The sequence below is a fragment of the Brevundimonas vesicularis genome (genome assembly GCF_014204545.1).
Taxonomy (GTDB): domain Bacteria; phylum Pseudomonadota; class Alphaproteobacteria; order Caulobacterales; family Caulobacteraceae; genus Brevundimonas; species Brevundimonas vesicularis_B.
In genome coordinates this window covers 509,080-535,769 of record NZ_JACHLJ010000002.1, presented here as the reverse complement: position 1 = coordinate 535,769, position 26,690 = coordinate 509,080, and the positions used below count along the sequence as shown (strand labels likewise).

General features: G+C 67.4%; 26 protein-coding genes and 1 tRNA gene. 13 read left to right on the top strand and 14 right to left on the bottom strand.

Features of this window, described 5'->3' with window-relative positions:
- From gyrB to rpsT, 5 genes are all read right to left on the bottom strand, one after another.
- The gene (gyrB, locus tag HNP47_RS10790) at positions 1–2,427 is read right to left on the bottom strand and encodes a DNA topoisomerase (ATP-hydrolyzing) subunit B (RefSeq protein ID WP_184279551.1); all 2,427 of its coding nucleotides are present in this window, start codon (positions 2,425–2,427) and stop codon (positions 1–3) included.
- A gap of 144 nt (positions 2,428–2,571) precedes the next feature.
- Entirely contained in the window at positions 2,572–3,693 is a 1,122-nt protein-coding gene (recF, locus tag HNP47_RS10785; RefSeq protein ID WP_184279550.1) for a DNA replication/repair protein RecF, read from the bottom strand.
- A 29-nt stretch (positions 3,694–3,722) separates the two neighbouring features.
- Positions 3,723–4,841 carry a DNA polymerase III subunit beta gene (gene dnaN / locus HNP47_RS10780; protein WP_165113673.1) on the bottom strand — a complete coding sequence of 373 codons (1,119 nt, stop codon included), beginning with the start codon at positions 4,839–4,841 and terminating at the stop codon, positions 3,723–3,725.
- A gap of 109 nt (positions 4,842–4,950) precedes the next feature.
- Positions 4,951–6,426: a chromosomal replication initiator protein DnaA gene (gene dnaA, locus HNP47_RS10775; protein WP_370458459.1), complete on the bottom strand. Its 1,476-nt coding sequence runs from the start codon at positions 6,424–6,426 to the stop codon at positions 4,951–4,953.
- A 455-nt stretch (positions 6,427–6,881) separates the two neighbouring features.
- A complete protein-coding gene (gene rpsT, locus HNP47_RS10770; RefSeq protein WP_017505938.1) occupies positions 6,882–7,151 on the bottom strand; it encodes a 30S ribosomal protein S20 in 270 nt (89 codons plus the stop codon).
- Positions 7,152–7,490: 339 nt separating this feature from the next.
- Between rpsT and HNP47_RS10765 the strand changes: the two genes are divergently transcribed.
- From HNP47_RS10765 to HNP47_RS10750, 4 genes are all read left to right on the top strand, one after another.
- Positions 7,491–10,034 carry a TonB-dependent siderophore receptor gene (locus HNP47_RS10765; RefSeq protein WP_184279549.1) on the top strand — a complete coding sequence of 848 codons (2,544 nt, stop codon included), beginning with the start codon at positions 7,491–7,493 and terminating at the stop codon, positions 10,032–10,034.
- Between the two features lie 199 nt (positions 10,035–10,233).
- Positions 10,234–10,947, top strand: a complete 714-nt coding sequence (gpmA, locus tag HNP47_RS10760) for a 2,3-diphosphoglycerate-dependent phosphoglycerate mutase (RefSeq protein ID WP_184279548.1) — start codon at positions 10,234–10,236, stop codon at positions 10,945–10,947.
- Positions 10,944–11,573, top strand: a complete 630-nt coding sequence (locus tag HNP47_RS10755) for a bifunctional diaminohydroxyphosphoribosylaminopyrimidine deaminase/5-amino-6-(5-phosphoribosylamino)uracil reductase RibD (protein WP_184279547.1) — start codon at positions 10,944–10,946, stop codon at positions 11,571–11,573. The genes gpmA and HNP47_RS10755 overlap by 4 nt, the downstream gene beginning before the upstream one ends.
- Before the next feature lie 52 nt (positions 11,574–11,625).
- The gene (locus HNP47_RS10750) at positions 11,626–12,894 is read left to right on the top strand and encodes a pentapeptide repeat-containing protein (RefSeq protein ID WP_184279546.1); all 1,269 of its coding nucleotides are present in this window, start codon (positions 11,626–11,628) and stop codon (positions 12,892–12,894) included.
- Positions 12,895–12,898: 4 nt separating this feature from the next.
- Here the strand turns inward: HNP47_RS10750 and metK are convergent, their stop codons facing one another.
- Entirely contained in the window at positions 12,899–14,104 is a 1,206-nt protein-coding gene (metK, locus tag HNP47_RS10745; RefSeq protein WP_184279545.1) for a methionine adenosyltransferase, read from the bottom strand.
- A 160-nt stretch (positions 14,105–14,264) separates the two neighbouring features.
- Between metK and HNP47_RS10740 the strand changes: the two genes are divergently transcribed.
- Genes HNP47_RS10740 through HNP47_RS10725 form a run of 4 tightly spaced genes read left to right on the top strand, consistent with a single transcriptional unit; the run spans position 14,265 to position 15,921 of the window.
- Complete coding sequence (locus HNP47_RS10740) at positions 14,265–14,711, top strand: helix-turn-helix transcriptional regulator (protein ID WP_184279544.1); 447 nt, start codon at positions 14,265–14,267, stop codon at positions 14,709–14,711.
- A 27-nt stretch (positions 14,712–14,738) separates the two neighbouring features.
- Positions 14,739–15,077, top strand: a complete 339-nt coding sequence (locus HNP47_RS10735; RefSeq protein ID WP_184279543.1) for a hypothetical protein — start codon at positions 14,739–14,741, stop codon at positions 15,075–15,077.
- Positions 15,078–15,091: 14 nt separating this feature from the next.
- On the top strand, positions 15,092–15,547 hold the full coding sequence (locus HNP47_RS10730) for a hypothetical protein (RefSeq protein WP_184279542.1): 456 nt from the start codon (positions 15,092–15,094) through the stop codon (positions 15,545–15,547).
- A 5-nt stretch (positions 15,548–15,552) separates the two neighbouring features.
- Positions 15,553–15,921, top strand: coding sequence for a hypothetical protein (locus HNP47_RS10725; RefSeq protein WP_184279541.1), 369 nt, complete (start codon positions 15,553–15,555; stop codon positions 15,919–15,921).
- Here the strand turns inward: HNP47_RS10725 and HNP47_RS10720 are convergent, their stop codons facing one another.
- The 4 genes from HNP47_RS10720 to hemC form a co-directional block, all read right to left on the bottom strand.
- Entirely contained in the window at positions 15,922–16,275 is a 354-nt protein-coding gene (locus tag HNP47_RS10720) for a helix-turn-helix domain-containing protein (RefSeq protein ID WP_039246365.1), read from the bottom strand.
- Positions 16,276–16,446: 171 nt separating this feature from the next.
- Positions 16,447–16,522, bottom strand: a tRNA-Thr gene (locus tag HNP47_RS10715).
- A gap of 41 nt (positions 16,523–16,563) precedes the next feature.
- Positions 16,564–17,271, bottom strand: coding sequence for a uroporphyrinogen-III synthase (locus HNP47_RS10710; protein ID WP_184279540.1), 708 nt, complete (start codon positions 17,269–17,271; stop codon positions 16,564–16,566).
- A complete protein-coding gene (gene hemC / locus HNP47_RS10705) occupies positions 17,268–18,221 on the bottom strand; it encodes a hydroxymethylbilane synthase (RefSeq protein WP_184279539.1) in 954 nt (317 codons plus the stop codon). Before hemC ends, HNP47_RS10710 begins: the two co-directional genes overlap by 4 nt.
- Between hemC and tsaD the strand changes: the two genes are divergently transcribed.
- From tsaD to HNP47_RS10690, 3 genes are read left to right on the top strand one after another with little or no spacing between them, the layout of a single operon-like run.
- Entirely contained in the window at positions 18,220–19,410 is a 1,191-nt protein-coding gene (gene tsaD / locus HNP47_RS10700; RefSeq protein WP_260394789.1) for a tRNA (adenosine(37)-N6)-threonylcarbamoyltransferase complex transferase subunit TsaD, read from the top strand. The genes hemC and tsaD overlap by 2 nt on opposite strands.
- 26 nt (positions 19,411–19,436) lie before the next feature.
- Positions 19,437–20,435, top strand: coding sequence for an NAD(P)H-dependent glycerol-3-phosphate dehydrogenase (locus HNP47_RS10695; RefSeq protein WP_184279743.1), 999 nt, complete (start codon positions 19,437–19,439; stop codon positions 20,433–20,435).
- Positions 20,428–20,811 carry a Rieske (2Fe-2S) protein gene (locus tag HNP47_RS10690; protein WP_066554261.1) on the top strand — a complete coding sequence of 128 codons (384 nt, stop codon included), beginning with the start codon at positions 20,428–20,430 and terminating at the stop codon, positions 20,809–20,811. Before HNP47_RS10695 ends, HNP47_RS10690 begins: the two co-directional genes overlap by 8 nt.
- Positions 20,812–20,818: 7 nt before the next feature.
- On the opposite strand, the gene ppk2 is transcribed toward HNP47_RS10690, so the two are convergent.
- Positions 20,819–21,568, bottom strand: a complete 750-nt coding sequence (gene ppk2 / locus HNP47_RS10685) for a polyphosphate kinase 2 (protein ID WP_055753901.1) — start codon at positions 21,566–21,568, stop codon at positions 20,819–20,821.
- Between the two features lie 102 nt (positions 21,569–21,670).
- On the opposite strand from ppk2, the gene HNP47_RS10680 reads away from it, so the two are divergent.
- Positions 21,671–22,432, top strand: coding sequence for an extensin family protein (locus tag HNP47_RS10680; RefSeq protein WP_153923337.1), 762 nt, complete (start codon positions 21,671–21,673; stop codon positions 22,430–22,432).
- A gap of 196 nt (positions 22,433–22,628) precedes the next feature.
- A complete protein-coding gene (locus HNP47_RS10675) occupies positions 22,629–22,832 on the top strand; it encodes a cold-shock protein (RefSeq protein ID WP_017505920.1) in 204 nt (67 codons plus the stop codon).
- Positions 22,833–22,915: 83 nt separating this feature from the next.
- On the opposite strand, the gene HNP47_RS10670 is transcribed toward HNP47_RS10675, so the two are convergent.
- From HNP47_RS10670 to HNP47_RS10660, 3 genes are read right to left on the bottom strand one after another with little or no spacing between them, the layout of a single operon-like run.
- Entirely contained in the window at positions 22,916–23,809 is an 894-nt protein-coding gene (locus HNP47_RS10670; RefSeq protein ID WP_184279538.1) for a DMT family transporter, read from the bottom strand.
- A gap of 57 nt (positions 23,810–23,866) precedes the next feature.
- Positions 23,867–26,041: a histidine kinase dimerization/phosphoacceptor domain -containing protein gene (locus HNP47_RS10665; protein ID WP_184279537.1), complete on the bottom strand. Its 2,175-nt coding sequence runs from the start codon at positions 26,039–26,041 to the stop codon at positions 23,867–23,869.
- Positions 26,038–26,625, bottom strand: coding sequence for a biliverdin-producing heme oxygenase (locus HNP47_RS10660; RefSeq protein ID WP_184279536.1), 588 nt, complete (start codon positions 26,623–26,625; stop codon positions 26,038–26,040). The genes HNP47_RS10665 and HNP47_RS10660 overlap by 4 nt, the downstream gene beginning before the upstream one ends.
- Between the last annotated feature and the right edge of the window lie 65 nt (positions 26,626–26,690).

The window sequence follows — 26,690 nt, the reverse complement described above, 5'->3', positions numbered from 1 at the left end:
TCAGACGTCGACGGCGGCGTCCAGGGCGTTGTCCTGGATGAACTCGCGCCGGGGTTCGACCACGTCGCCCATCAGTTTGGCGAACAGGTCGTTGGCGTCTTCCTCGTGCTCGACCGAGACCTGCAGCAAAGTGCGGGCGTTGACGTCCAGCGTCGTCTCCCACAGCTGCTCGGGGTTCATCTCGCCCAGGCCCTTGTAGCGCTGGATCGACAGGCCCTTCTTGCCGGCGTCCAGCACGGCGGACAGCAGGTCCAGCGGACCGCGAATGGTCGTGGACTTGTCCTTGCGGCGGTAGGTGGCGGGGGCAGTGAAGACGCCGTCGAAGGCGCCGGCGCGTTCGGCCAGACGACGGGCGTCCAGCGAACGGATCAGGGTCTCTTCGAGCACGATCGTCTCCTGCACCGCGCGACGGGTGCGGGTGAAGACTACGGCGCCCTGTTCGCCCGGCGCGCCCGTCCACTCGCCATCGCCCTCTTCGGCATAGAGGTTCAGGCGCACGGCGGCGGCGGCTGAGGCGGTCGCCATGTCCGAATGCTCGGCGAACAGACCGGCGAGCGCCGCCTGTTCGATGGCGAAGGCGGGGGCGCGCTGGCTGAGGCGATCGACGCCGGCGCTGAAGGCCTTGGCCTCGCGCACTAGGGATTGCAGGTCCAGACCCAGGCGACGCTCGCCGGTGGACAGGTCCAGCTCGGCCTCTGACGAGCCTTCCTCGATCAGATAGGCGTCCATCTCGGCCTGATCCTTCAGGTAGCGCGACTGCTTGCCCTTGGAGACCTTATAAAGCGGCGGCTGGGCGATATAGACGTGGCCGCGCGTGATCAGCTCGGGCATCTGGCGATAGAAGAAGGTCAGCAGCAGGGTGCGAATGTGGGCGCCGTCGACGTCGGCGTCCGCCATCAGGATGATCTTGTGGTAGCGCAGCTTGTCGGCGTTGAAGTCGTCGCGGCCGATGCCGGTGCCGAGCGCCAGGATCAGCGTGCCGATCAGATCCGACGACAGCATCCGGTCAAAGCGCGCGCGTTCGACGTTCAGGATCTTGCCGCGCAGGGGCAGGACAGCCTGGTTCTCGCGGTTGCGCGCCTGTTTGGCCGAGCCGCCGGCGGAATCGCCCTCGACGATGAACAGTTCGGACTTGGCGGGATCGCGCTCCTGACAGTCGGCCAACTTGCCCGGCAGGCTCGAGATTTCCAGCGCGGACTTGCGCCGGGTCAGGTCGCGGGCCTTGCGGGCGGCCTCACGCGCCGAGGCGGCCTCGATGATCTTGGCCACGATCTGTTTGGCCTCGACCGGATGCTCTTCGAACCAGGTCGACAGGCCTTCCGAGCACAGGCTTTCGACGGCCGGACGCACTTCGGAGGAGACCAGCTTGTCCTTGGTCTGGGAGCTGAACTTGGGATCCGGCACCTTGACCGACAGGACGCAGGTCAGACCCTCGCGCGCGTCCTCGCCGGTGACGGAAACCTTCTCCTTCTTGCCGGCGCCCGAGCTCTCGATATAGCCGCCCATGACGCGGGTCAGGCTGGCGCGGAAGGCCGACAGGTGGGTGCCTCCATCCCGCTGGGGGATGTTGTTGGTGAAGCACAGCATGGTCTCGTGGTAGCTGTCGTTCCACCACAGGGCGAGATCCAGTTCGATCCCTTCCTTCTTGCCGCGAATGACGATGACGTCCTTCAGGATCGGCGTCTTGGACTTGTCGAGGTGGCGCACGAAGGCTTCGACCCCGCCCTCGTAGTGCAGGATCATCTCGACCGGCTCGGCGTGGCGCTGGTCGGCCAGCTTGATGACCACGCCCGAGTTCAGGAAGGCCAGTTCGCGCAGACGGTGTTCCAGCGTCTTCAGGTCGAAGTCGATGTGGCTGAAGGTCGTGACGGACGGGAAGAAGGTGACCTCGGTGCCGCTCAGCGGCTTGCCGGTGTCCTCGCGAATGGGGGCGTCGCCGGTGACTTCCAGCGACTTGACCGTGTCGCCGCGCTCGAAGCGCATCTGGTGCGCCTTGCCGTCGCGATAGATCTTCAGCTCCAGCCAGTCGGACAGGGCGTTGACCACGGACACGCCCACGCCGTGCAGACCGCCGGACACCTTGTAGGAGTTCTGGTCGAACTTACCGCCGGCGTGCAACTGGGTCATGATGACCTCGGCCGCCGAGACGCCTTCGCCCTCGTGGATGCCGGTGGGAATGCCGCGGCCGTTGTCGGTCACGGTGACCGAGCCATCGCTGTTCAGGATGACCTGGACCAGGTCGGCGTGGCCGGCCAGGGCCTCGTCGATGGCGTTATCGACCACTTCATAGACCATGTGGTGCAGGCCCGAGCCGTCGTCGGTGTCGCCGATATACATGCCGGGGCGTTTGCGCACGGCGTCCAGGCCTTTGAGAACCTTGATGGAATCGGCGCCGTATTCGGGCAGGTCGGCAATCGGATCGGTCATGAAGTCATTGGCTCTGAAGTCCCGACCGGGACGGGGATGGAGCGCCGGACCCGGCGCTCGAATCGACGGCGGGATCGCACCGCGCCGAAGCCCGCAACATATAGGAAATTCCGGCGAAAAAGCGAGGAATTCCGCGATTGGAGCCTAGTCGGTTTCCAGCGCGCCGCCGGCCACGCGGACGAACTGGGCGCGGCCTTCCAGACCGGCGAACAGGTCGCGTTCGGTCCCGGTCATGAAGGCCTGCAGATCCAGCGCCGTGATCTCGTCGAACAGGGCGGTGCGGCGCGCCTCGTCGAGGTGGGCGGGGGCTTCGTCAAGCAGCAGGATCGGGCGCGCAGCGTGATCGGAAAGCCGCGCGATCTGCGCCAAAATCAGGTTCAGGACCAGGGCCTTCTGCTCGCCTGAAGAGCCCTCGGCGGCGGGGCGCTGTTTCTCGCGGTGAAGCGCGGTCAGGTCGGTGCGATGCGGCCCGAACAGGGAACGTCCGGCGGCGCCGTCGCGGGCGCGGGCCTTGGCCAGGCCGTCGCGGATGGCGGCGGCGATCTCGTCCTCCTCGGCGCCCGCTTCGACCATCTGTTCGGCGGCGCCGTCCAGACCCAGGTCGGCCTGGGGGAAGGGGCGGTCGCTGCGGGCGTCGATGGCGGCCTGAAGCGCGTGCAGGGCGGCGACGCGGGCGAGGGCGGCGCGGGCTCCGGCCTCGCCCAGCCGAACCTCCAGGGCGTCCAGCCAGACCGGGTCGGCCTCGCGACCGTCCTGAGCGTCGTTCAGCAGGCGCAGCCGCTCGCGCAGGGCTTTCTCATAGGCGGAGACGCTGGCGGCGTGGTCGGGGTCGGCGGCGAAGACCAGCCGGTCGAAGAACTTCAGCCGCTCGGCGCGCGCGTCCGAAAACAGGCGGTCCTGTTCCGGCGTGGCCCAGACGGGACGCAGGTAGTCGAGCAGCCGCCCCGGCTGCGCCGTCTCGCCATCGATCCGCACGATGCGCCGCGCGGCGCCCGCCGCCTGAACGCCGGTGCCCAGCCGCGTCTCGTCGTCCAGTTCGACCATGACGGCCCAGGCGCGTCCGGTCGCCTCGCCCGGCTCGCGCCGCCCCATCTCGGCGGCGGTGGCGCCCCGCAGCCCCTTGCCGGGGGTCAACAGGCTGATCGCCTCCAAGAGATTGGTCTTTCCCGCCCCGTTCGGCCCATGCAGCACGACAGGCCCGGAGGTCATCTCCAGCCGCGCCCCTGCATAGGAGCGGAAGTCGGTGAGGGTGAGGGAGCGGATCACGCTCGCTCTCTAACGCGGGTGAGGCAGGATTACACCCGCAGGGGCATCAGCACATACTGAACGCCCGGATCGCCCGGATCGAGCACCAGGGTCGGCGAGGCCGGGTCGGCGAAGCGGAAGGCGGCGTTTTCGCCGGTGATCTGGCCGGCGACGTCCAGCAGATAGCGGGCGTTGAAGCCGATTTCGAACGGTTCATCGGAATAGCCGATCTCGACCTCTTCCTCGGCCTGGCCGGCTTCCATGTTGCGCACGGTCAGCTTCACCCGGTCGTTATCGAAGGCCAGCTTCACCGAACGGCTCTTCTCGGCCGAGATGGTGGCGACGCGGTCGACGGCCTTGGCGAACAGGGCGTTGTCGATGTCAGCCTGTTTGTCGTTGCCGCGCGGGATGACGCGCAGATAGTCGGGGAAGGCGCCGTCGATGACCTTGGACGTCAGGGACGCCTCGCCCATCTGGAAGCGGATCTTCTGGGCCGAGACGGTGACCTCGACCGGGCCGCCGGCGTCGTCCAGCAGGCGACGGACCTGATCCACGGTCTTGCGCGGCACGATGACGCCGGGGCCGCCGGCCGCGCCTTCAGGAGCTGGGGTCTCAGCCAGGGCCAGTCGGTGGCCGTCGGTGGCGACGGCGCGCAACAGCGGAATGCCGGCCTCGGCGACCGTGTGCAGATAAAGGCCGTTCAGATAGTAGCGCGTTTCCTCGGTCGAGACCGCGAACCGGGTCTTGTCGATCAGGCGGGCCAGGTCTTCCTTGGGCAAGACATAGGAGGCGCCGGCGCTGTCGGTGGACATGACGGGGAAGTCGCCCGCCGGCAGGACCGGCAGGTTGAAGCGCGACCGGCCGGCCGAGACGACCAGGCGTGGATCGTCGCCCGAATAGAGCAGCGAGACCTCGGCGCCTTCCGGCAGCTTGCGCACGATTTCGTACAGGGTGTGGGCGGGGGCCGTGATCTGACCCTCGACCTGAACCTGAGCCTCGGCCTCGTCCACCATCTCCATATCCAGATCGGTGGCGGCGAAGGCCAGCCGGTCGCGGCCCGCGCTCAGCAGGACGTTGGACAGGATCGGAATGGTGTTTCGACGTTCGACGACACTCTGCACGTGGCCCAGGGCCTTCAGGAGCGCGGATCGTTCGATGGTCAGCTGCATGTCGTCTCGCCCGGCGCGGCCGACTCGCAAGGCGGCTGCGGTTAAGTGACCTGGGACACTAGCGGATTGCGCGGCGGGAGCAACGGGTCAGACCCGCTGCTCCACAGCTTCAGCCCCGCAGCTTGCGTGTCAGGGCCTCGACGTCGCGGGCGATCTGATCGTCCTGCGGCATCAGCTCCTCAATCTTGCGCACGCCGTGCAGGACCGTGGTGTGGTCGCGTCCGCCGAACCGACGCCCGATGTCGGGGTAGGAGCGGGTCGTGTGCTGCTTGCACAGATACATGGCGATCTGGCGCGGGCGGGCGACCGAACGGGTGCGGCGCTCGCTCAGCAGGTCGGCCTGTTTCATGTTGAAGTGGTCGGCGACCGTCTTCTGAATCTCGTCCACGGTGATGCGACGCTCAGGACCGCCGCGCATGGCCATGCCCAAAAGGGTCGAGGCTTCGTCGACCGACACCGACGACAGGCGCGCGCCCGCAGCGGCGGCCAAAGTGTTCACGGCGCCCTCAAGCTCGCGCATCGAGCCGGGGGTGCGGTCCACCAGCTGGGCCAGGACCTCCGGGTTGGCCTCGCCCTGGACGACGCCCAGGGCCGACAGGGCCTTCAGACGGTTCTGGGCCACGGCGATCTTCAGCTCGCGGTCGCCCGCCTCGACCGGGCAGGTCAGGCCGGCGGCGAGGTGGCTGCGCAGGCGCGGCTCGACCTCGGTCAGGGCCATGGGCGCACGGTCGGCCGAGAAGACGATGCGTTTGCCGTCCTCGATCAGAGCGGTCAGGGTCGAGAGCAGCTCTTCCTGGGTCGAGGTCTTGCCGCCCACGAACTGGACGTCGTCCAGCAGCAGCATGTCGGCCGAGCGCAGGCTTTCCTTGAAGGCGGCGGTCGAGCGGTCCTGCATCGCCTTGACGAAGGTGGACAGAAAACGTTCGGCGGTCAGATAGACGACCTTGGCCTCTGGCCGCAGACGCTGGGCCTCCCAGGCGATGGCGTTCAGCAGGTGCGTCTTGCCGTAGCCATAGGGGCCGCAGAAGAAGACGGGGTTGAAGTGTCCGTCGGCCCAGCTGGCCACCTGTTTGGCGATGGCCAGGGCGAAGGCGTTGCCCTGGCCCTCGACGAAGCTGTCGAACGTCAGGCGATCCTGCAGACCGGCGGCGCGTACGGCGCGGGCGCCGTCGGCGCTGATCGGGGCGGCGGGCGCCATCTGCGGCGTGGCGGCGAAGGCGGCCAGGCGCGGGGCGGCGTCCACCACATTGCCCGGCATCACGGCCGAGGCCGGCGGGGCCGAACCCACTTCGGCGCGGCAACGCACCTCGAGGCGGCGCGACAGGCCGTCCAGGCCCAGCCACAGCTCGTTCATGCGACGCAGGGCGTTCTTGCGCACCCAGTCGCGGGCATAGGCGGTCGGGGTGACCAGGATCAGATGGCCGGCGTTGTCCAGGCGGACGGCAGACGGGGCGATATAGGAGGAGAACGGGCCATCACCGATTTCAGCGCGCAGGCGCACGGACGCCTCGCTCCAGATGCGGTCCGGATCCGTCAGTCCCGACGTCTTCGTTCCGCCTGCCATCGCCGTTGCGCCCCCAACCATCTTTGCCCGCCCACCTTAGAAGAACCATTCCGACCTTCCGCGCTTCAGGGCGATGGTTCAGGGACGACTTCTCCTGCGCCGAAAAGCGATGCTTTTCGGACGGGGTCTAACCTCTGAACAGACATCTCCCGCCGACGCGAAACATAGGCCTCGCGCCGTCTTCATCCGTGCTGGGATGGAAGTGCGTTAGAGGCCAAAACTTACGCCGCGAGCCGGGTGGGTCAACGCTGATTCGTTGGTCGATTCGCAGTTAAATTGTTTGACTCCGCCAAACCCTGACACCGCTTGGAATTTCGGCCGGATCATGGCTCGACGATCAGTGTGTTCGATTTTGACAGTTAGCGACACAACGCAAAACGGCGAAGGAGCTTGCGCGCCTTCGCCGTTGATATTGCTTTACAATCCCACAACGAAACAGCGACAGCTGCTCCGTCCGCTGCTGGATTAATTTTGGCTCAGGCGGCCGACAGCTTCTTCAGCTGGGCGGCCAGGCGCGAGACCTTGCGCGAGCCGGTGTTCTTGTGAACGACGCCCTTGGAGACGGCGCGCATCAGCTCGGACTGAGCCTCGATGAAGGCGGTCTTGGCGACGGCGGCGTCGCCGCCGGCCAGAGCTTCCTGGAACTTGCGCAGATAGGTGCGGACGCGCGAGCGGCGCGCCTTGTTCACTTCGGTACGCGCTTCGATCTTGCGGATCGCCTTGCGGGCGCCGGGGTTGTTGGCCATGTCAAACCTTCGAACGGAAAACGCCGCGGAGCACACGTCCACGGCGCGGAAATCTCAAGAGGGCGGGCCTATAGCCGAAAGCCCGGAGGCGGTCAACGCGGAGTCTTCATCGCTGGACTCCGAGGTTGGGCCAAGACGTCAGTTTGAGCGCGCCTTGCGCGTTACCTTCGGAACGCAACCCAACAGGCTTTAACGCGCTTTAGCGGACTTTCCGTCGCAGGTTTTTGCGTCGTGTTGAAAGTACGCAACGCTTTCACTTTGTTCATGAATTGTGTCGTTTTACGGCCATGTTTGTCGCGTCCTGACAAGGGCTGAAATCATCTCCCGGATCGTCGTTCCATGACCCAGACCGCGCTTCTCCTGCTTGCGCTGGCCCCCGCCGCCGGTGTCGTCCAGCCTGTTCAGGCCCAAACCACCGAGGCTCAACCTGTCGAAGCCCAGGCGCAGGTCCAGCAGGACGAGCCGACGGTCGTTCTGCCGGACGTGGAAGTGACGGCGGCGCGGCGCGGGGTGGCCCTGGGCGGGCAGGAACCGATCGTCTCCTACGATACCGCCCAGATCCAGGCGTTCGGCGCGACCAATATCGGCGAACTGATCACCCTGCTGGAGGCCCAGACCCGCAGCGCGCGCGGCGGGTCTCCGGTCTTCCTGGTCAACGGGCGGCGTATCTCGGGCTTCCGCGAGATCCGCGGGATTCCGCCCGAGGCCATCGACCGGTTCGACGTCCTGCCGGAAGAGACCGCGCTGTCCTATGGCTACAGCGCCAATCAGCGGGTGGTGAACATCGTGCTGAAGGCGGACTTCAAGTCCCTGACCGCCTCGGTCAACGTCAGCCGGCCAGAGCAGGGCGGTCGCACGACCACCGCCAGCGAGAATAACGTCCTGCGCATCGCCGGGTCCGACCGTTGGTCAGTCGATATCAACGGCACGACCTCCAACACCCTGTTCGAGACCGAGCGCGACATCGACCGCAGCACGACGGCGGGCGGCGACAGCGAACTGGCCAACGCCTATCGCACCCTGCTGCCCAAGACGGACGAGCTGTCGGTGTCGGGGACTTACAAGCACGACCTGAACGACAAGGTCGGCATGACGCTGAGCGGCAGCGTGGAGGACTCCAACAGCTTCAGCTACCAAGGCCTGCCCAATGTTCAGCTGACCGTGCCGGGGACCAATCCGTTCTCGCCGACCGGCCAGGACGTGAACCTGTTCAGCTATCTGGACCTGCCCGGCGCCCTGACGCGCAAGACCGATACCCGTACCGCTGAGCTGGGCACGGTGTTCGACGGCTATGTCGGCGATTGGCGCTGGACGGCGACGGGCGAATACAGCCGTGTCGAGACCGACACCACGACGGGGCGTGGCGTCGATGCGGATGCGCTGCAGGATCTGATCGAGGGCGATCTGACGGTCAATCCGTTCGGCGACCTGACCGACCGGGCTGTGGTGAGGCCGCGCGACACCGCCAACTCGGTGGCCCAGACGGCGACGGCGGAACTGGTGCTGAACGGGCGTCCCTATGAGCTGCCGGCCGGCGACATCACCTCGACCTTCAAGGTGGGGGCCGGTTATCAATCACTGGATTCCGAGAGCCTGCGATCGGGCGTGGCCGTGGATCGGTCGCAGTCGCGCAACTCGGGCAGCGTCCAGGCCAACTTCGACCTGCCGATCTCCAACGTCGAGCGCGGCGTCCTACCCAAGATCGGCGACCTGTCGGCCAATCTGAACCTGGCTTACCAAGAACTGTCAGACTTCGGCGGCGTATCTTCGGTCGGGGCCGGGCTGAACTGGTCGCCGGTCGAGCGGCTGTCCTTCTCGGCCAACTATTCCGACGAGGGCAAGGCCCCGACGGTCCAGCAGTTGAACGACCCGACGGTGGGGACGCCGAATACGCCGGTCTTCGACTTCCGCACCGGCCAGACCGTCGAGATCAACCGCATCACCGGCGGCGATCCCAATCTGCAGGCCGAGGATCGGCGCATCCTGAAGCTGGGCATGAATTGGCAGCCGGTGTCGGACAAGGATTTCCGCCTGAACCTGGCCTACACCCGCACCGAGGCGGACAACGAAATCTCCAGCTTCCCAGCCATCACTCCGGATCTGGAAGCGGCCCTGCCGGATCGGTTCGTTCGCGATGCGGACGGCAATCTGGTGTCCATCGACGCCCGTCCGCTGAACTTCTTCAAGCGCGAGCAGCAGGACGTTCAGTGGGGCTTCAACTTCTCGCGCCCGTTCGGCAAGCCCAACCCCGCGGCCGCGGGCGGTCGGGGTCCGGGCGGACGCGGCGGTCCTGGTGGCGGTCCGGGCGGCGGCGGCATGATGATGATGGGAGGCCCGGGCGGCCCCGGCGGAGGCGGGCGGATGCGCGGCGGGCGGGGATCGGGAATGCAGCCTGGCCAAGGCATCTTCAACCTGTCGCTGACCCACACCTGGCGTGTCCAGGACGAGGTCACCATTCGCGACGGTCTGGCGCCGCTGGACCTGCTGGACGGCGATTCCATCTCCGGCTCGGGCGGTCAGTCGCGCCATGAGGTTCAGCTTCAGACCGGCCTGTCCAGAAACGGCGTGGGCGCCTTCGTCAACGCCAACTGGCGCTCGGGCACGACGGTCAACGGCGACGCGCTGGGCTCGCCCGATCTGGACTTCTCGGGACGGACCACGGTCAATCTGTTCGCCTTCGCCGATTTGACCCAACGCACGTCATGGGTCGAACGCTTCCCGTTCCTGAAGGGCACGCGGATCGGCTTCGGCGTTCAGAACATCTTTGACGACCGCGTCTCGGTGACCAGCAGCGACGGTCAGAGGCCGGTCAACTATCAGCGCGACTATCTGGACCCGCAGGGGCGCGTCTTCCGCATCAATCTGCGCAAGATCCTCTTCTAACGGATCAGGGCCAGACGGTCGCCAGCGCGATCATCATGACGGCGGCGGCGAGCGCCAGGGGAAAGAAAAGACGGTCGGACATCGATCCGATCGTTACCCCGACCTGCGCGGCGCGACAAGCGATGGCGAGGCCCGCGAGCCTTGACCGACTTCGGAGGGCGTCCTACCCCGAAAGGCCGTATTTCGAAGGACCGACCGAATGCCGCGCCTGATCCTGCTCCGCCACGGCCAGAGCCAGTGGAACCTCGAGAACCGCTTCACCGGCTGGGTCGACGTCGATCTGACGGCTGAGGGCGAGGCCCAGGCGCGTCGCGGCGGCGAACTGATCGCCGAGGCCGGGTTCAAGCCGGCGGTGATGTTCACCTCGGTCCTGACGCGCGCCCAGCGCACCGGCGCCTTGGCGTTGCAGTCGGCGGGCCTGACCGATGTGCCGGTGATCGAGGACTGGCGGCTGAACGAGCGCCACTACGGCGGTCTGACGGGTCTGAACAAGGCCGAGACGGCGCAGAAGCACGGCGAGGACCAGGTCAAGATTTGGCGCCGCAGCTATGATGTGCCGCCACCCCCGCTGGCGCCGGGCGGCGAGTTCGATTTCAACGCCGACCCCCGCTACGCCGGCAAGGCCATACCCGACACCGAAAGCCTGAAGACCACGCTGGACCGGGTGAAGCCCTATTGGGACGCCGAGATTGCGCCGCGCCTGAAGGCGGGCGGGGACGTGCTGATCGCCGCCCACGGAAACTCCCTGCGCGCCATCGTCAAACTGCTGTTCGGCGTGCCGGACGATGAGATCGTCGGCGTCGAAATCCCCACGGGAAATCCGCTGGAGATCGATCTCGACGCGAATCTGAAGCCGACCGCAGCCCGCTACCTCGACGCCGCTCGCGCCGAGACATTGCCGACCGCATCATGAGCTGGAGCGAAGCCGACCAGGCCTTCATGGCCCAGGCGATCGCCCTGGCGACCGGCCGCATGGGCGAGACCTGGCCCAACCCGGCGGTCGGCTGCGTCATCGTCAAGGACGGCCGGGTCATCGCCCAGGCCGCCACCGCACCGGGCGGTCGTCCCCATGCCGAGGAGCAGGCCGTGCCCGCCGCCGGCGCGGACGTCGTCGGCTCGACCGTCTATGTCACGCTGGAACCCTGCGGCGCCCGGTCGTCGGGCCGAAAGTCCTGCGCCCACTTCCTGACCGAGGCGGGCGTGGCGCGGGTCGTAATCGCCTGTATGGACCCGTCGCCGTTTGCGGCCGGACGCGGCACCGAGCGCCTGCGCGCGCAAGGGCTGACCGTGGAAACCGGGCTGATGTGCGAAGAGGGCGCGGCCCTGTGCGAAGGTTTCCTGCATCGGTTGGAAACCGGCCGCCCGATGGTGCGCATCAGCGAGGACGGCGCCGGCTTCGACGGCCGGTTCGTCGCCTCGCCCAAGGCCGATCTGGTCACCGAGCTGAAGCGGCTGGGCGAAGCCGGTTATACCCGGCTGTGGACCGGGCCGGGGGAACTGGCCGAGGCCCTTCAGGCCCAGGGGCTGCTGACCGCCTGAGACGGCTTCGCCGTTCAAAGGTTTCTTAAGTCAGGGCGCGTAATGTGCCCCGATGGCCCTCGCCGCTGAACCCCTCGTGAGAAAGCGCCTGACGCAGGCGGAGCTGGACGTCATCTGCGCCCGGCACGACCGGCTGTTCCAGGCCCGACCCGGCGGCGCGCGCGCCGTCTTCGCCTGGATGGACCTGTCGGGCCTCAGCCTGAAGGGCCGCAATCTGGCCGACGCCGATTTCGCCGCCGCCTGTCTGGAAGGCTGCGACCTGACCGGGGCCAAGCTGGATAACGCCAACTTCTTCGGCGCGGACATGCAGGACGCGATCCTGGCCGAAGCCAGCCTGCGCCGCTCCGACCTGCGCGGCGCCTGCCTGCGCGGGGCGGACCTGTCGGGGGCCGATCTGTTCGAGGCCGACCTGCGCGAGGGCACCATCGCGGCCGCCGACGCCAGATTAGGCTTCAAGGTCATCGAACCGCGCCACCGCGACGAGACCGAGGCCAGCGGCGCCTGCCTGGCCGGCGCCAATCTTCAACGCTCCAAAATGGCCGGCGTCATCGCCGTGAAGGCCGACTTCTCCGGCGCGGTGATGAAGGACTGCAAGCTTGTGCGGGCCAATCTGAAACAGGCGGATTTCCGCGGCGCCGACCTCGCCGGCGCCGATCTGTCAGGGGCGGACCTGTCGGGCGCGGACCTGCGCGACGCCATCCTCGTGGGCTGCAAGACGACCATGTGGCGCGCCGACGGCGCCGATATGCAGGGCGCCCTGACCGACAACAAATCGTCCTGCGAGTCCGTGGAAAAGATGCCCGCCGCCGAGATGCTGCGCGAACATGCGCGCTGGTGCGAGACTGGTGGAGCCGAGGGGCAGCCTTCGGTCTTCAACGGCGTCGACCTGCGTCCGCTGAAGTCGATCACCGGCCTGAACCTGACCGCATTGTCGGCCAAGGGCGCGGTCTTCTACGGCCTGGATATGGAGGGGGTGCAGTTGCAGGGCGCCCAGCTCGACAACGCCGACCTGCGCTCAGCCAAACTGCGGCGCGCCGACCTGCGCGGCGCGCGCCTGCGAGGCGCGAGACTGAACGGAGCGGACATGCGCGAGGCGCAACTGGGCCCGCTTCTGATCGCCGCCGACCGGCTGATGCCTGCCGATCTTACTGGCGCCGTGCTCCGCGGCGCGGACCTGTCGGGCGCCGACTTGAAGCGCGCCGTCCTGGCCGGCGCCGATCTGGGTCGTGCGACATTGCACGGCGCCCAGACCCGTCAGGCCGACCTGACCGACGCCAATGTGGCGGGCGTGCGCGGCCTGACCATCGATCAGGCCGCTTGAAGGCCTAGGCCAAGGCCTTCAGCTGATCGACCAGATCAGTCTTTTCCCAGCTGAAACCGCCGTCCGCATCCGGCTCGCGGCCGAAATGGCCATAGGCGGTCGTGCGGGCATAGATGGGCTTGTTCAGGCCCAGGTGCTGGCGGATCGCACGCGGCGTGGCGCCGCCGATCAGGTCCAGAATCTTGTCTTCCAACACCGCTTCGGAAATCTTGCCGGTGCCGTGCAGATCGACGTGGATCGACTGGGGCTTGGCCACGCCGATGGCGTAGGAGATCTGGATCGTGCAGCGGTCGGCCAGGCCGGCGGCGACGACGTTCTTGGCCAGATAGCGGCAGGCGTAGGCGGCCGAACGGTCCACCTTGGTCGGGTCCTTGCCCGAGAAGGCGCCGCCGCCGTGGGGCGCCGCGCCGCCGTAGGTGTCGACGATGATCTTACGGCCGGTCAGGCCGGCGTCGCCGTCCGGTCCGCCGATCTCGAAGATGCCGGTCGGGTTGATGTGCCAGACGGTGTTCTCGTCGGTGAAGCCTTCCGGCAGCACTTCGAGGATATAGGGTTTGACGATCTCGGCGACCTGTTCGGAGCTCAGACCCTTGGCGTGCTGGGTCGACAGGACGATCGAGGTGGCGCGGACCGGCTTGCCGTCCTCGTATTCGATCGTGACCTGGCTCTTGGCGTCGGGCTCAAGCTGCGAGCCGCCGGCGTGACGAACCTCGGCCAGGCGCTTCAGGATGTTGTGGCTGTACTGCAGGGTGGCCGGCATCAGCTCGGGCGTCTCGTTCGACGCATAGCCGAACATGATGCCCTGATCGCCCGCGCCCTCGTCCTTCTCGGTGGTCGAGTCGACGCCGACGGCGATGTCGGCCGACTGGGCGTGCAGGAAGCAGGAATAGTCCGCCGTCTCCCAGTGGAAGCCCTCCTGCTCATAGCCGATGTCCTTGACCGCGGCGCGGACCAGCGGCTCCAGGCTGTCGATGATGCTCTGGGTGAAGGCTTCGTTCTGTTCTTTGGTGTTGCCCGGCTGGGTGGCGCGAACCTCGCCGGCCAACACGATGCGCTGAGTCGTCACCAAGGTCTCGCACGCCACGCGCGCCTCGGGATCCTTGGCCAGGAAGGCGTCCACGACGGTGTCCGAGATGCGGTCCGCGACCTTGTCGGGGTGGCCTTCGGAAACGCTTTCCGAGGTGAAGAGGAAGGAAGAACGAGCGGCCAAGAGAGGCTCCTGTCAGTGTCAGACCGACAGGCATATAAAGATATGCTTATATGTTCAAGTGATCTGACGCGGCGCGCAACCTGCAGAAACTGCTTCGCGGCGTAAGCATATCGGCTGACTCCCCCTCATTTTAGGCTAAACAGGCCCCAAGGGGGTTCCCATGCGAGACGGCCTGACGACGAGAGAGAGCGAATGCGTCCGCCTGGCCGGCCAAGGTCTGGAGGACAAGGAAATCGCTGCGCGCCTGCGCATCTCGCCACGCACGGTCGGCAACCATCTGCATCGCGCCTACGCCAAGCTGGGCGTTTCGGACCGCAAGCTGGCGGCCCGGCGACTGAGTATTGGCTACTCAGAGGCGTCGATACTCATTCCCGACACCGGCCTCCATACGCTCAATGATCCCACGTCGGCCGAACAGTCGGACGATGCGGTTTCCGACCCAACGACTTCCTGGCTTCTGCCTGCGCCTCCTCGGGGCGCTCTGGCGAGAGTGGGGATCATCGTCGCCGGGGCCGCCATCGCCCTTGTGTTCGCCATCGGGATCGTGACGGCGGGCATGGTGGTTCCATCCCTTTTCGACCGGCTTGCTCCCGCTGAAATGCGCTGACCAAACGGCTTAAAGGAAGGTGAGCCAATGAAGAACATGCACGTCGGCGTCCGCGTGGCGCGGCAGGTCAGAACCGCAGAATACGCCGTCGATCAGGCGATGATCGAAGTCAGCCGCTTGGTTCAGACCGCGTTGGAAGGTCGGGTCGAGGCGCGTCTGGCGGCCGAAGTCGGACAGGAAGCCTTGGCCAATATGGTGCGCGGCCTAAGCCAACTGGCCGAGGTTCGTAGCGCCGTGATCGCCAGTCACTGCGAACTGGCCCAGGTCGCCGACGACCATCAGGTCGGCTGGTATATGGACGGGGCGCACGAAGACAAGACTGTCAAACCCACTGGGTTCGCCCCGGTTCTCGCCGTCGCCGCTTGATCGCGACCGTCGGAATGGGGTCGCCGCTGTCCTTGTTTCTGATGTGCCTGACCTACGGCGTCATGGCGCTTTTGCTCTGGAAGGGTCGTATGCCAGAGCGGATCGCCCTGGTCGCACTGTTCGTCCTCAACTGGGGCACGCCATTGGTCGATCACCTGTTCATCGGGCATTTCCGGTGGGGGGTGGCGATCCTGTCGGTGTCCATGTTCTGTCTGCTGGTCGGTCTGGCGCTCCGTTACGACCGATGGTGGCTGCTTCTAGCCGCCGGCGCCCAGCTCATCGCGGTTTCGACCCATCTGGCCGGCATCGCCGGTTCCGACGCTCTGCTGTGGTCGATCGTATCGACCCGAATGGTCGTCTGGTTCGAGCTCCTGCTTCTCGCCCTCTTCGGCGTCTGGGAGGCCCAGTGCGCCCCCTACGCCCGTCCCAAGTCAGCGCCCGGATCGATCCGGGCGCTACAGAAAGTCTGAATGTCATGAACACCCAAACCACCCCCGCCTTCATGCCGCTTTTCCGCTCGTGGCTGGAAACGGCCAATCTGGCGAAACAGGTCGGATCGTCATCGCTGTCCGCCAGCGGCGAGAATCTGCTCGTCGAACTGGATTTGGCGCCGATGGAAGCGGCGGAAACCACGCTTCTCGATCACGCCCCGACCTCGGCCGTCGAAGCGGTCTGCATGATCGAGATCATCCGCCAGAGCCTGTCCGACGGCGGCCGCTCGGACGGTCGCGATGCGCGTGCGCTGGACGCCATCCAGTCATGGCTGGCACGCGCGGCTCTCGACGGAGCCGACCATCGCGATGAGGTCGAGAAGTTGCTGAAAAGCGCCAGCAACCGGGCCTGATCAGCCGCGCAGGCCCTTGGCCACGGTCAGAAGGGCGTCGCGTTGAGCGGCGTCCTTGATGCCGCGGAAGGCCGCCAGCAGTTCGGCGACGCCGGGGGCAGCCAAAGCCAGCTCGTCGCCCTCGGCCGTTTCCAGTTCGCCCAGCAGGGCCGCGCCGGTCGATTTCAGCACCGAGGCGATCTGCAGCAGGCGGGCGGCCGAGACGCGGTTCACGCCCCGCTCATACTTCTGAATCTGCTGGAAGGTCACGCCAGCGCCGGCGGCCAACTGCGCCTGGGTGATGCGCAGTTCCTCACGACGGGTGCGGATGCGTCCGCCGATGGCGATGTCTACGGGATCAACTGCGTCGTTCATGTCAGCCTGCGGGCATAGATAATGCGGCGCCATGGCCCCAAAACACCAATCCCGTCAAGCCAAAGCTGCTCAGCTAGGGATTGCTACGTGCGCCACAGGTGACGATTCAACCTTGAGGATATATTTCGGCGCTCCAGACGCCGCCTCCCGCGCGAACCGCGCTCGGGGAAGTGGTGCCGCTTAGGTGACTCGAACACCTGACCCCATCATTACGAATGATGTGCTCTACCGGCTGAGCTAAAGCGGCCCGGTTGCGACGGACGAAGCTGTCCGCGCGAGACGGGGTCTTTATACGGCCGGATCGCGCTTGCCAAGCGCCGCGTTCAAGATCGTGAGCAAGGAGGCCTCATCGGGCGATGTTGCGATGACGGGCGTCAGGCCGAGCGCGACGAGCGGGGCGGCGGCGGCGGGAGAGATGCAGGCGAGGACCGCGTGCGCCAGGGCGTCGTTACCACGTTTGGCGAGCGCTTGTCCGGCGCGGGGGGAGTGGATCAGAACGGCGTCGAACAGCGCGGGCGCCGCGGCTGGCATTTCGATGGCGCGATAGACCGTCAGCGACTGGATCGACACATTGCGGGCGCCGGCGGCGGTGAGGGCGGCGGTGAAATCGCCGGCGGGGGCTTCGGCCTGAGGGACCAGGACGGCGGCGTTGGAGATGGCGCTGGCGATCAAGCGGGCGAGGGCGTGCAGGTCGCCGGAAGCGGAGCGGACATTTCTGAACCCCGCGTCATGGGCGGCCTGGGCGGTCGCATCGCCCACGGCGAAGACCGGCAGGTCGCGACGGGGCGTCAGGAGGGCGAAGGCGGCGACGCCGTTGATGCTGGTGAAGGCCAAGGCGGCGAACGACGCCAGATCGGGAACCGGCGGGGCCAGGTGTTTGATCGCCAGCAGGGGCGTGACGATCGGCTCGAACCCCATGTCGCGCAGACGGGCGGCGGTGCGCGCGGCGCCCGGTTCGGCGCGGGTGATCCAGACGCGTGTTGGTGTGACGTTCATCCGTCCAGGGTCGCGGGATCGACTTCCTGATCGCCGGCCGAGCCGTGGACCTCGCCGCCCAGGCGTTGGCCCAAGGCGCGCGCGTCGGCTTCGGTCGGTTGGAAAAGGTCGCCGACGCGGCGCCAGCGGGCGGAGCCGTCCGGGCTGAGCATTTCGGTGGTCAGATGCAGGGTGTCGTGTTCGATGCGGGCAAAGGCGCCGACGGCGGTGCGGCACGACCCCTCCAGCGCCGTCATGGCGCCGCGCTCGGCGGCGATGCACAGGGCGGTCTCAGGGTGGTTCAAGGCGGCGACCCAGTCTGAGTTGCTGTCGGCGGCGCGGGTCTGGATCGCCAGGGCGCCCTGGCCCGGCGCCGGCAGGAAGGCGTCCAGCGATAGTTTCTCGCGGATAGGGTCGGTGACGCCCAGGCGCGTCATGCCCGAGACGGCCAGAAGGATGGCGTCGAAGTCGCCCTCGGCCGCGCGGCGCAGGCGGGTGTCGATATTTCCGCGCAGCATCTCGACCTTGAGGTCCGGCCGCAGGGCAAGCGCCTGGGCTTGCCGTCTCAGGCTGGCGGTGCCCAGGCGCGCGCCGAAGGGCAGGGCGTCGAAACTGTCGAAATCGCGGCTGATGAAGGCGTCGCGGGCGTCCTCGCGCTCAGGAATGGCGGCGATGCACAGGCCCTCAGGCTGTTCGGCGGGGACGTCCTTCATCGAATGGATGGCGATGTCGATCCGGCCGGCCAGCAGGGCCTCTTCGATCTCCTTAGTGAACAGCGCCTTGCCGCCGACTTCCAGCAGGCGGCGATCCTGGATGCGGTCGCCGGTGGTGACGATCTCGACCAGAGGAACGGCCGTTTCGATCTCGGCCTCGGGCACGTTCAGGGCGCGGCCGATGGCGCGCTGCATCATGCCGGATTGGGCGAGCGCCAGCTTGGAGCGCCGGGTGCCGATGCGGAGAGGAAAGGTCATGAGCGTTGCGCACCGGTCGCCGGGTCGCTACCTCGACCCGATGGAGATGTCCGCCGACTATAGCAGCCGAACCGATGCGGCAACTGGACGGGATGTTCCCGCTCGTCCTGGTCATGCGCTGACGGTGCTGGGCCTGGAGACCAGTTGCGACGAGACCGCCGCCTCGGTCGTGCGCCTGACGGGTGGTCGGGCGGAGGTGTTGTCCTCGGTCGTTCACAGCCAGATCGACGACCATGCGGCCTATGGCGGCGTGGTTCCCGAGATTGCGGCGCGCAGCCATGTCGAGATGATCGCCGAGGTCACGCGCCGCGCGATGGCCGAGGCCGATATGGGCTATGACGGGCTGGACGGGATCGCGGCGACCGCCGGGCCGGGTCTGGTCGGCGGGGTCATGGTGGGCCTCAGCTTCGGCAAGGCGGCGGCGCTCGCGCGCGGTCTTCCGCTGGTGGCGGTCAACCATCTTGAGGGGCATGCGGTGTCGGCCCGGCTGGGGGCTGAGGTGGCCTATCCCTTCCTGCTGCTGCTGGTGTCGGGCGGCCATTGCCAGCTTCTGGAGGTGCGCGGCGTCGGCGACATGAGCCGGATCGGGGCCACCATTGACGACGCGGCGGGCGAGGCCTTCGACAAGATCGCCAAGGCCTTGGGCCTGGGTTATCCGGGCGGCCCGGCGCTGGAGCGGTTGGCCATGCAGGGCGACGGGTCGAAGATCGATCTGCCGCGCGCCCTCTTGGGCCGCAAGGATTGCGATTTCTCCTTCTCAGGCCTGAAGACGGCGGCCTTCCGTATCGCTCAGACCTGCGAGACCGAGCAGGACAAGGCGGACCTGGCCGACGCGGTGCAAAACGCCATCGCGCGCCAACTTTCGGATCGGTCGGAGCGGGCCTTGGCGGCCTATGCGGAGACGCATGACCACAAACTCTTCGTCGTCGCGGGCGGAGTTGCGGCCAACAAGACCATCCGCGCGACCTTGCAGGCGACGGCGGCGAAACATGGCTTCGACTTCCTGGCGCCGCCCATGGCCTATTGCACCGACAATGCGGCGATGATCGCCCTGGCTGGGGCGGAACGGCTGGCGCTGGGCCTGACCAGCGACATCGACGTGGTCGCCCGGCCGCGATGGCCGCTGGACGAAGCGCGCGCCCTGTCTGATCCTTCGCACAAGCCGGGTCGCAAGGGCGCTAAAGCATGACGAACGAAACCGCCTCGGGAGGGCGTATGGAATTCCGCACGGCAGGGGTCATCGGCGCGGGCGCCTGGGGCACGGCTCTGGCGCAGGTCTGCGTTCGGGCCGGACTGGACACGACCTTGCAGGCGCGCGAGCAGCAGTTGGTTGAGACGATGCGGGCGACGCGGGCCAACGACCTTTATCTGCCCGGCGTGCCTCTGGCCGACGAACTGAAATTCACCGCCGATCTGGCTGATCTGGGCGACTGCGACGTGATCCTGGCCGTGCCGCCGGCCCAGCATATGCGCGCGACGCTGACGGCGTTTGCGTCCCACTATCGCGCCGGCGTGCCGGTGGTGCTGTGCTCCAAGGGCGTCGAGCGCGGCACGATGAAGCTGATGACCGAGGTGCTGGCCGAGACCCTGCCGGACGCCCCCGCCGCCGTGCTGTCTGGTCCCAGTTTCGCGGGCGAGGTGTCGCGCGGCCTGCCGACCGCCGTGACCCTGGCCTGTGCGGATCAGACGCTGGGCGAGGCCCTGCTGAACACCCTGTCGGCGCCGGGCTTCCGGCCCTATCTGGCGACCGATCTGGTGGGCGCCGAGGCGGGCGGGGCGCTGAAGAACGTCTTGGCCATCGCCTGCGGCATCTCCGAGGGGCGCCAGTTGGGACGCAGCGCCCACGCCGCCCTGATCACGCGCGGCTTTGCGGAAATGACCCGCCTCGCCGTCGCCATGGGCGGCCAGGCGGAGACGGTGGCGGGCCTGTGCGGCCTGGGCGACCTGGTTCTGACCTGCTCCAGCCCCCAATCGCGCAACATGAGCCTGGGTCTGGCCCTGGGGCAGGGACAGACGGTCGAGCAGGCCTTGGCTGGCAAACGGTCGGTGGCGGAAGGCTATGAGAGCGCGCCGGCGGTTCGCGAACTGGCCGCGCGTCTGAGTGTGGAAATCCCGATCTCCGAAGGCGTTGCCGCCCTGCTGGCCGGCGAAATCGATGTCGATGGTCTGATCGACGGCCTGCTGTCGCGGCCGCTGAAGGCCGAACGTGTCTGAAGCCGCCGAAGCGCCGGCCGAGCGCAAAAGGGTCTGGAAGACGCCGCCTGGCGTGGCGCTGTGCGCCGAGAGCGACATCGCCGACCCCGGCTCGCGCGGCTTCGTGCTGCAGATCGGCGAGGCCTTCTTTCACGGCTTCGTGGTCAGGAAGGACGGTCAGGTCGCGGGCTGGGTCGATCGCTGCCCGCACGCAGGTTTTCCCATCGCCATGGAGATCGACCGCTATCTGACGCCGGACGGCGCGCTGATCCTGTGCGGCTGGCACGGGGCGGTGTTCGAGCCGCTGACCGGCGAATGCAAGGGCGGCCCCTGCGCGGGCGGGCGGCTGACGCCCTGGCCGGTGGCGGCCTCTGGCGGGATCGTCAGAACGGCCTGAGGCGCCCTTAGCGCGCCAGCTTGCCCTTGGCCTTTCCGGCGCTGAAGACCACGTCGGGATCCGGCTTCTTGATGTCGATGCTGGTGTGGCTCAGCACCGACAGGATGTAGCGGCCGATATTCAGCCGAGCCGTCTTCTTGTCGTCGGTGGCCACGACGGTCCACGGCGCGTAGTCGCGGTCGGTCTCGTCCAGCATCCGGTCGCGGGCGTCGGAATAGGCGTCGAACCGCGCTTCGGCCTCGGCGTCCAGCGACGACAGCTTGAACTTCTTCAACGGATCCTCGCGGCGTTCCTTGAGCCGCTTGGCCTGCTCCTTGCGCGAGATATCCAGCCAGATCTTGATCAGGATGATCCCGTCGTCGGTCAGCATCCGCTCGAAGCGCGGCGCGTCCGTCATGAACTGGGCGTACTGCTCGGGCGTGCAATAACCCATGACCGGCTCGACCCCGGCGCGGTTGTACCAGGACCGGTTGAAGATCACCGTCTCGCCCGCCGCCGGCAGGTGCGGGACATAGCGCTGGAAATACCACTGGCTGGTCTCGCGGTCGCTGGGCTTGGGCAGGGCGATGACGCGGGTCTGGCGCGGAGACATATGTTCGGTCAGGCGCTTGATCGCGCCGTCCTTGCCGGCGGTGTCGCGCCCCTCCAGCACGATGACCACGCGCGAGCCATGCTCGATGCTCCAGGCCTGGGTCTGGACGATGGCCAGCTGAATCTGCTCCAGCTCGGCGTCATAGGCGTCGGATTTCTTTCCCATGGCAAGAGAGTGGGCCGAGGGCCGGCAGAGAGCAAGGGCGAGGGAGCCGACTGCGAAGCTGGGCGTTAAGGCGCCGGGCCCGTCCGGCCTGCGAGGGGCCGAATGAAGCGCGATCTGGCGGACATGTGGAATCTGGTGTGGGAGCTGGCGCTGCTGGTCTGCGCCGGCTTTGCGTTGCTGAACGCCTTCGCCCCGCCCCAGGACCTGCCGTGGAAGCCGCTGGACCTGGATCGTCCGCTGGGCCGCGCGACCACCGCAAAGGTCGCCGCCTTCGATGTGCCGACCGCCGCCACGCCCGAGGCCGTGGAGGGCGCGACAGAGGCCTGTATGCAGGCGCTGCGCAATGCGGGTGTTCAGGTCGAACGCGCGCCCGACCGCGACGACGGCGGCTTCTGCGTGGTGCGCGGGGCGGTGCGGATCACGGGCGGCGAGGTGACGCCGCTGGCGCCGGCCGATGTCGTGATGCAGTGCCCGCTGGCGGTCCGCTACGTCATCTGGGATCGACAGGTGCTGCGCCCGGCCTCGCGCGACATTCTGGGCTCGGCCCCCGCGCGGGTGGAGAACTACGGAACCTATTCGTGCCGCCGCATCTACGGCTCGCAGGACGAGACCGAGCGGCCCAGCGAACACGCCAAGGCCAATGCGCTGGATGTCGCAGCGGTGACCTTAAAGGACGGTCGGACCGTCAGCGTTCTGAACGATTGGCGCGGCGACGGGCCGGCGGGTGAGCCGGGCGGCCGCTTCTTGCACGCCTTGCGCGACGGGGCCTGCCAGCTGTTCTCGACGGTGTTGACGCCCGACTACAACGCTGCCCACGCCAACCATCTGCACATCGACGGGGCCGCGCGGGGCCTCTGTCGTTAAGCTTGAATGCGTCCGGTGCGACTCGCTTTGCTGTTGACCGTCTGGAAAAGCCGGGTGACAACATCGCTGCAGTCCGGATTTCGCGTGGGGTCCAAACCCGCGTTTCGCTCCTTCGCCTGAACGAGCTGTCCAGATGGATTGTCGGGTCACCTCGAGGGGGATCCGCCTGGAAAAGCGCGTTTACGGAGACGCAGACATGGCGACCGGCACGGTCAAGTGGTTCAACCCCACCAAGGGCTACGGCTTCATCCAGCCCGATAGCGGCGGCTCCGACGTGTTCGTTCACGTCACCGCCGTTCAGAAGGCCGGACTTCAGGGCCTCGATGAGAACGCCAAGGTCGAGTACGAGCTGGAAAACCAGCGCGGCAAGACTTCGGCGATCGACCTCAAGGTTCTTTAAGTCGATCCAGCCTTCAAGGCTTAGAGGCGGGCGCGGGAGTTTCTCCCGCGCCCGTTTTGTTTTGTGGGCTACCGCGCTTCGCGCTACTTGAGCCCGTCGGGCTTCGCCCTCTGCGACCGCTGCGCCAGGACGATGGCGCCCAGCACCAGGGCGCCGCCCAGGGCCTGAACCGGCGTCAGGGTCTCGCCGAAGATCCACCAGCCCAGCAGGCCCGCGACAACCGGCTGGATCAGGATGGTCACGGCTGTGACCGATGCCGGCAGTTTGCCCAGCGCCCAGGCCACGCCGCCTTGTCCGAAGACGTGCATCACGCCCATGGCCACGCAGGCGGCCCAGCCCGCCGGTCCGGCGGGGATGACAGCCTCGCCCAGCGCCAGGGCGACGATCAACAGCAGAGGCGCGCCCAGCAGGGTCGCCCAGAAGGTCACCCGCATCGCGCCGGCCGTGCGCCGCGCCGCCTGCACCGCCAGAAAATAGCCCGAGTACCAGACCGCCACCGACAGGGAGAACAGGTCGCCCAGCATCGGATTGGTCCCTTGGCCGCCATCAGCGCCCGCCGCCATGGCGAAGGCGCCGCCCATGGCCAGGGCCAGGGCCAGGATGAACAGCCGGTGCGGCCGCTCCTTCAGTACGAACCAGCCGAAGAGGGTCACGACAACCGGCGTCAGGTTGCACAGCACCGTGGCGTTGGCGACCGAGGTCATGACGATGCCGTAGTGCCAGAAGCTGAGGTCCAGGGCGAAGAACAGGCCCGCCAGCAGCGCCCATTTCGACGGCGCGCCGACGCCGCCCGGCTCGCGCGACGCCAGGATGGTTAGGAGGGGCAGGGCGAACAGGAACCGCCAGAACCCCGCCGCCGCCGGCCCCGTCTCGGTCAACCGCACCAGAATGGGCGCCAGGCCCAACACGCTGGCGGCGATCAGCAGAACGATCAGCGCGAAGGTGCGCGAGGAAGGGCGAAAGGCCAGGGCGGACATGGCCCGGCTCTTACGACGCCCTGCGACCTGACGCCACAGAGGCCGTCTGCCTTGACCTCAAACGAGTGGGTCGATCCGCGCCCGCAGCACGACGCTAAGGCCCGGCGCGCGGTCGCGATAGTCGATCGTCCCGTCCAGCTGACCGACCAGGCTCTTGATCATCATCGAGCCGAAACCCTTGCCGGCCAGATGCCCGCCGGCACCCTCGTCCTCCACCGTCATGCGGAAGAAAGCCTTGTCTTCGTCGAAGCGAATGCAAAGCGGGCCGGGCTTGCCGCCATAGGCGTATTTCTGGGCGTTGATGATCAGTTCGGTCAGGATCAGGCCGATGGTGATGGCGCGCCCTGGTTCGATGCAGACGGGGTCCAGATCCGTCTCCAAGGCAGCGACCCAGTCCGGCCCCATGCTGGAGCCCAGATCGCCGATCAGCTCGCCGATATAGCGGCTCATATCGATAGTGGTGACCTGATCGCTCAGATACAGCCGACTGTGGACGGCGGACACGGCGCGCACGCGACGGCGCGCCTCGTTCAGCGCGGTCGCGGCCGAGCCGCCCGCCTGTTCTCGCGCCTGAAGGCCCAGGAAGCTGGACACCAGCGTCAGGCTGTTCTGAACCCGGTGGTTCACCTCGCGGATCAGATACTGCTGCTGCTCCAGCCGCAGGTCGCGCTCGGACAGGCGGTCCTGCAGCGATCGGTTCAGCCGGCGGATCTGATGGACTGCGGCGTAGTCGGCCAGCGCGTCCCTCAGCCGCGCGGCGGATTCGACCGCGGCGGGGCCCCACCGGTGCGCACGGCCCGAGACGGTGTCCGACCAGCTTTCGAACGACGCGCGGGGCGTCAGAATGGCGTTGGGTCCGGTCTTCTCCGCCGTCGCCGGATTGCCGGCCCAGCGCACCGTTTCCAGCACCTCCGAGCGGAACCACAGCAACGACACGGGCTGCTCCAGCTGCAGGGTCACCGCCAGCAGGCCGCTGGCATGCGTCTTCCACGCCTCAGCGCCCGGTAGGATCGAGGACAGGTGATGCGACGAAACAGGGCGCAGGCCCGGCCGTTCCGCAACCCAGGCGGCGATGGCGCGTACGCCGTCTTCGGGCGGCGTGTGGCCGAAGGTCTGGACATCCCCGTCGCTGACGATGGCCAGACCGTCCGCGCTGGTCAGCTGCATCAGGGCGTCGGCTTTTTCACCCAGCGCCTCTCGCATCGGCCGATCCGGCGACAGCCGCAAGAGCAGTTCGTCCTCCATCCGACGCAGGCGCGTGCGCTCGCGATAGAGGTCGGCGTCGCTCCGGGATTTCAGCTGTCGCGCCAGATTGCGGGCCAGAGCCGTGCAACCCACGCGCAGCTCATAAGGCAGCAGCTTGGGCGAGGCGTTGTGACAGGCCACGAGACCCCACAGGGCGTCATCGACGATGATCGACACCGAGGCCGAGGCCCGAACGTCCATGTTGCGTAGATATTGCAGATGGATCGGCGACACCGAGCGCAGGCCGCTGTCGCTCATGTCCAGCGGCGCCTCGCCAGGCGCGATGGGGCGCAGGGGCTGGGGCGTATAGCGGCTGTCGGGAATGACCCGCACGGGATTGCGCAGATAAAGGGCGCGCGCCTGCTGCGGGATGTCTGTCGCAGGGAAATGGTGGTTCAGGAAGGAGCCGGACCCATCGGCGCGGCTTTCGGCGACGACCTGACCCGCCTCGTCGTCCTGGAAGCGATAGATCATTACCCGGTCGAAGCCGGTCAGGCGCCGGAAGGCGTCCGCCGCCCGCTCGCACACCGTCTGGATCGTCACCGCCCGTTCCAGCGCGGCGCCGGCGGCGTCCAGACTGGCGATCAGATCGACGCCGAGCCGGGCCTGCTGCGAGCTTTGTTCGACCTCGATGATCATCAGATCGTTGATCGCGCCAGCGGTCGTGCCCGGCGCGCGGTGCACCACGACGTCGTATTCCAGACGATTGGTCGCGCGCCAGCGACAGGCGAAGCCGGCCTCCTGATGCGCGGCCATGGCGCGCACGGCCCGGTCGGCGACGTCGCCCAGCACGTCGGCGACGGTGCGGTCGATCCAGACCTTACGGCCGGTCAGCTCCTCGATGGCGCCCGCGCCCTGCCGGATGGTCAGGGATTGCAGATCCAGCACCAGCATGAAGCCGTGCGGCTGGATCGATTGAGGAATGTGGATCGGCTCGCGATCACACTCGTTGAGCGCGGCGTCGGCCAGGTCGAGCGTCTCGGTCATGCCGCGGCCTCCTGCGGCTGGGGTTGCAAGGTGCGGTGGGCGAAGGCGAAGCCATCGACCCCGCCCTTCACCACCTGATCGATCGTGGTGTGGCCGCTTGCACAGGCCCGGTCCAGCAGATCCATGAAGACGCGCCAGCGTGCGCCGGTTTCTTCGCCGTAGGGATCCAGAAAGCCGAGGCCGTCCAGATCGCGACCTTCGGCGGTCAGTCGGCGTCGAATGATCCGACCGCCCAGCATCGACCCTTCGGCCACATAGACCCAGCCCAAGGCTTCGCCAGCCGAGGCGGGCGCGGCCGGACGCGCGGGCGAGGGAACGCGCTGGCCCAGTATCGTCAGGTCCTGGGCGATCCCGTCCGCGCGTGATCGTGGTTCGAAACCTGCGTTGAGGTCGGCGTTCAACGCCGCCACCAGCGGATGGCTGAGCGGCTCCAGTCCGGCATGGAAGCGGTGAAAGGCCGCCACGGTCGCCCCACGCGTGGCGGGGTCCGACAGACGCGGCTCGATCCGAGCCTGGACTTCCAGGGTTTCGTGGGCTGAGGCGGTGGCTTCCCGAAGAGCGAGAAGGGCAGGGGAAGCGATCATGGGGCTCAGATTAACACACTGTCTTGTCTTGTCGATTTGCACGGGCCAGAAGGCGCGGACCGCCA

Excerpts from the sequence above, each read along its gene's own strand:
- gyrB (WP_184279551.1), bottom strand. The coding sequence starts at position 2,427 with ATGACCGATCCGATTGCCGACCTGCCCGAATACGGCGCCGATTCCATC.
- dnaN (WP_165113673.1), bottom strand. The coding sequence starts at position 4,841 with ATGCAGCTGACCATCGAACGATCCGCGCTCCTGAAGGCCCTGGGCCAC.
- dnaA (WP_370458459.1), bottom strand. The coding sequence starts at position 6,426 with ATGGTTGGGGGCGCAACGGCGATGGCAGGCGGAACGAAGACGTCGGGA.
- rpsT (WP_017505938.1), bottom strand. The coding sequence starts at position 7,151 with ATGGCCAACAACCCCGGCGCCCGCAAGGCGATCCGCAAGATCGAAGCG.
- HNP47_RS10765 (WP_184279549.1), top strand. The coding sequence starts at position 7,491 with ATGACCCAGACCGCGCTTCTCCTGCTTGCGCTGGCCCCCGCCGCCGGT.
- gpmA (WP_184279548.1), top strand. The coding sequence starts at position 10,234 with ATGCCGCGCCTGATCCTGCTCCGCCACGGCCAGAGCCAGTGGAACCTC.
- HNP47_RS10755 (WP_184279547.1), top strand. The coding sequence starts at position 10,944 with ATGAGCTGGAGCGAAGCCGACCAGGCCTTCATGGCCCAGGCGATCGCC.
- HNP47_RS10750 (WP_184279546.1), top strand. The coding sequence starts at position 11,626 with ATGGCCCTCGCCGCTGAACCCCTCGTGAGAAAGCGCCTGACGCAGGCG.
- HNP47_RS10740 (WP_184279544.1), top strand. The coding sequence starts at position 14,265 with ATGCGAGACGGCCTGACGACGAGAGAGAGCGAATGCGTCCGCCTGGCC.
- HNP47_RS10735 (WP_184279543.1), top strand. The coding sequence starts at position 14,739 with ATGAAGAACATGCACGTCGGCGTCCGCGTGGCGCGGCAGGTCAGAACC.
- HNP47_RS10730 (WP_184279542.1), top strand. The coding sequence starts at position 15,092 with ATGGGGTCGCCGCTGTCCTTGTTTCTGATGTGCCTGACCTACGGCGTC.
- HNP47_RS10725 (WP_184279541.1), top strand. The coding sequence starts at position 15,553 with ATGAACACCCAAACCACCCCCGCCTTCATGCCGCTTTTCCGCTCGTGG.
- HNP47_RS10720 (WP_039246365.1), bottom strand. The coding sequence starts at position 16,275 with ATGAACGACGCAGTTGATCCCGTAGACATCGCCATCGGCGGACGCATC.
- HNP47_RS10710 (WP_184279540.1), bottom strand. The coding sequence starts at position 17,271 with ATGAACGTCACACCAACACGCGTCTGGATCACCCGCGCCGAACCGGGC.
- tsaD (WP_260394789.1), top strand. The coding sequence starts at position 18,220 with ATGAGCGTTGCGCACCGGTCGCCGGGTCGCTACCTCGACCCGATGGAG.
- hemC (WP_184279539.1), bottom strand. The coding sequence starts at position 18,221 with ATGACCTTTCCTCTCCGCATCGGCACCCGGCGCTCCAAGCTGGCGCTC.
- HNP47_RS10695 (WP_184279743.1), top strand. The coding sequence starts at position 19,437 with ATGGAATTCCGCACGGCAGGGGTCATCGGCGCGGGCGCCTGGGGCACG.
- ppk2 (WP_055753901.1), bottom strand. The coding sequence starts at position 21,568 with ATGGGAAAGAAATCCGACGCCTATGACGCCGAGCTGGAGCAGATTCAG.
- HNP47_RS10680 (WP_153923337.1), top strand. The coding sequence starts at position 21,671 with ATGAAGCGCGATCTGGCGGACATGTGGAATCTGGTGTGGGAGCTGGCG.
- HNP47_RS10675 (WP_017505920.1), top strand. The coding sequence starts at position 22,629 with ATGGCGACCGGCACGGTCAAGTGGTTCAACCCCACCAAGGGCTACGGC.
- HNP47_RS10670 (WP_184279538.1), bottom strand. The coding sequence starts at position 23,809 with ATGTCCGCCCTGGCCTTTCGCCCTTCCTCGCGCACCTTCGCGCTGATC.
- HNP47_RS10665 (WP_184279537.1), bottom strand. The coding sequence starts at position 26,041 with ATGACCGAGACGCTCGACCTGGCCGACGCCGCGCTCAACGAGTGTGAT.
- HNP47_RS10660 (WP_184279536.1), bottom strand. The coding sequence starts at position 26,625 with ATGATCGCTTCCCCTGCCCTTCTCGCTCTTCGGGAAGCCACCGCCTCA.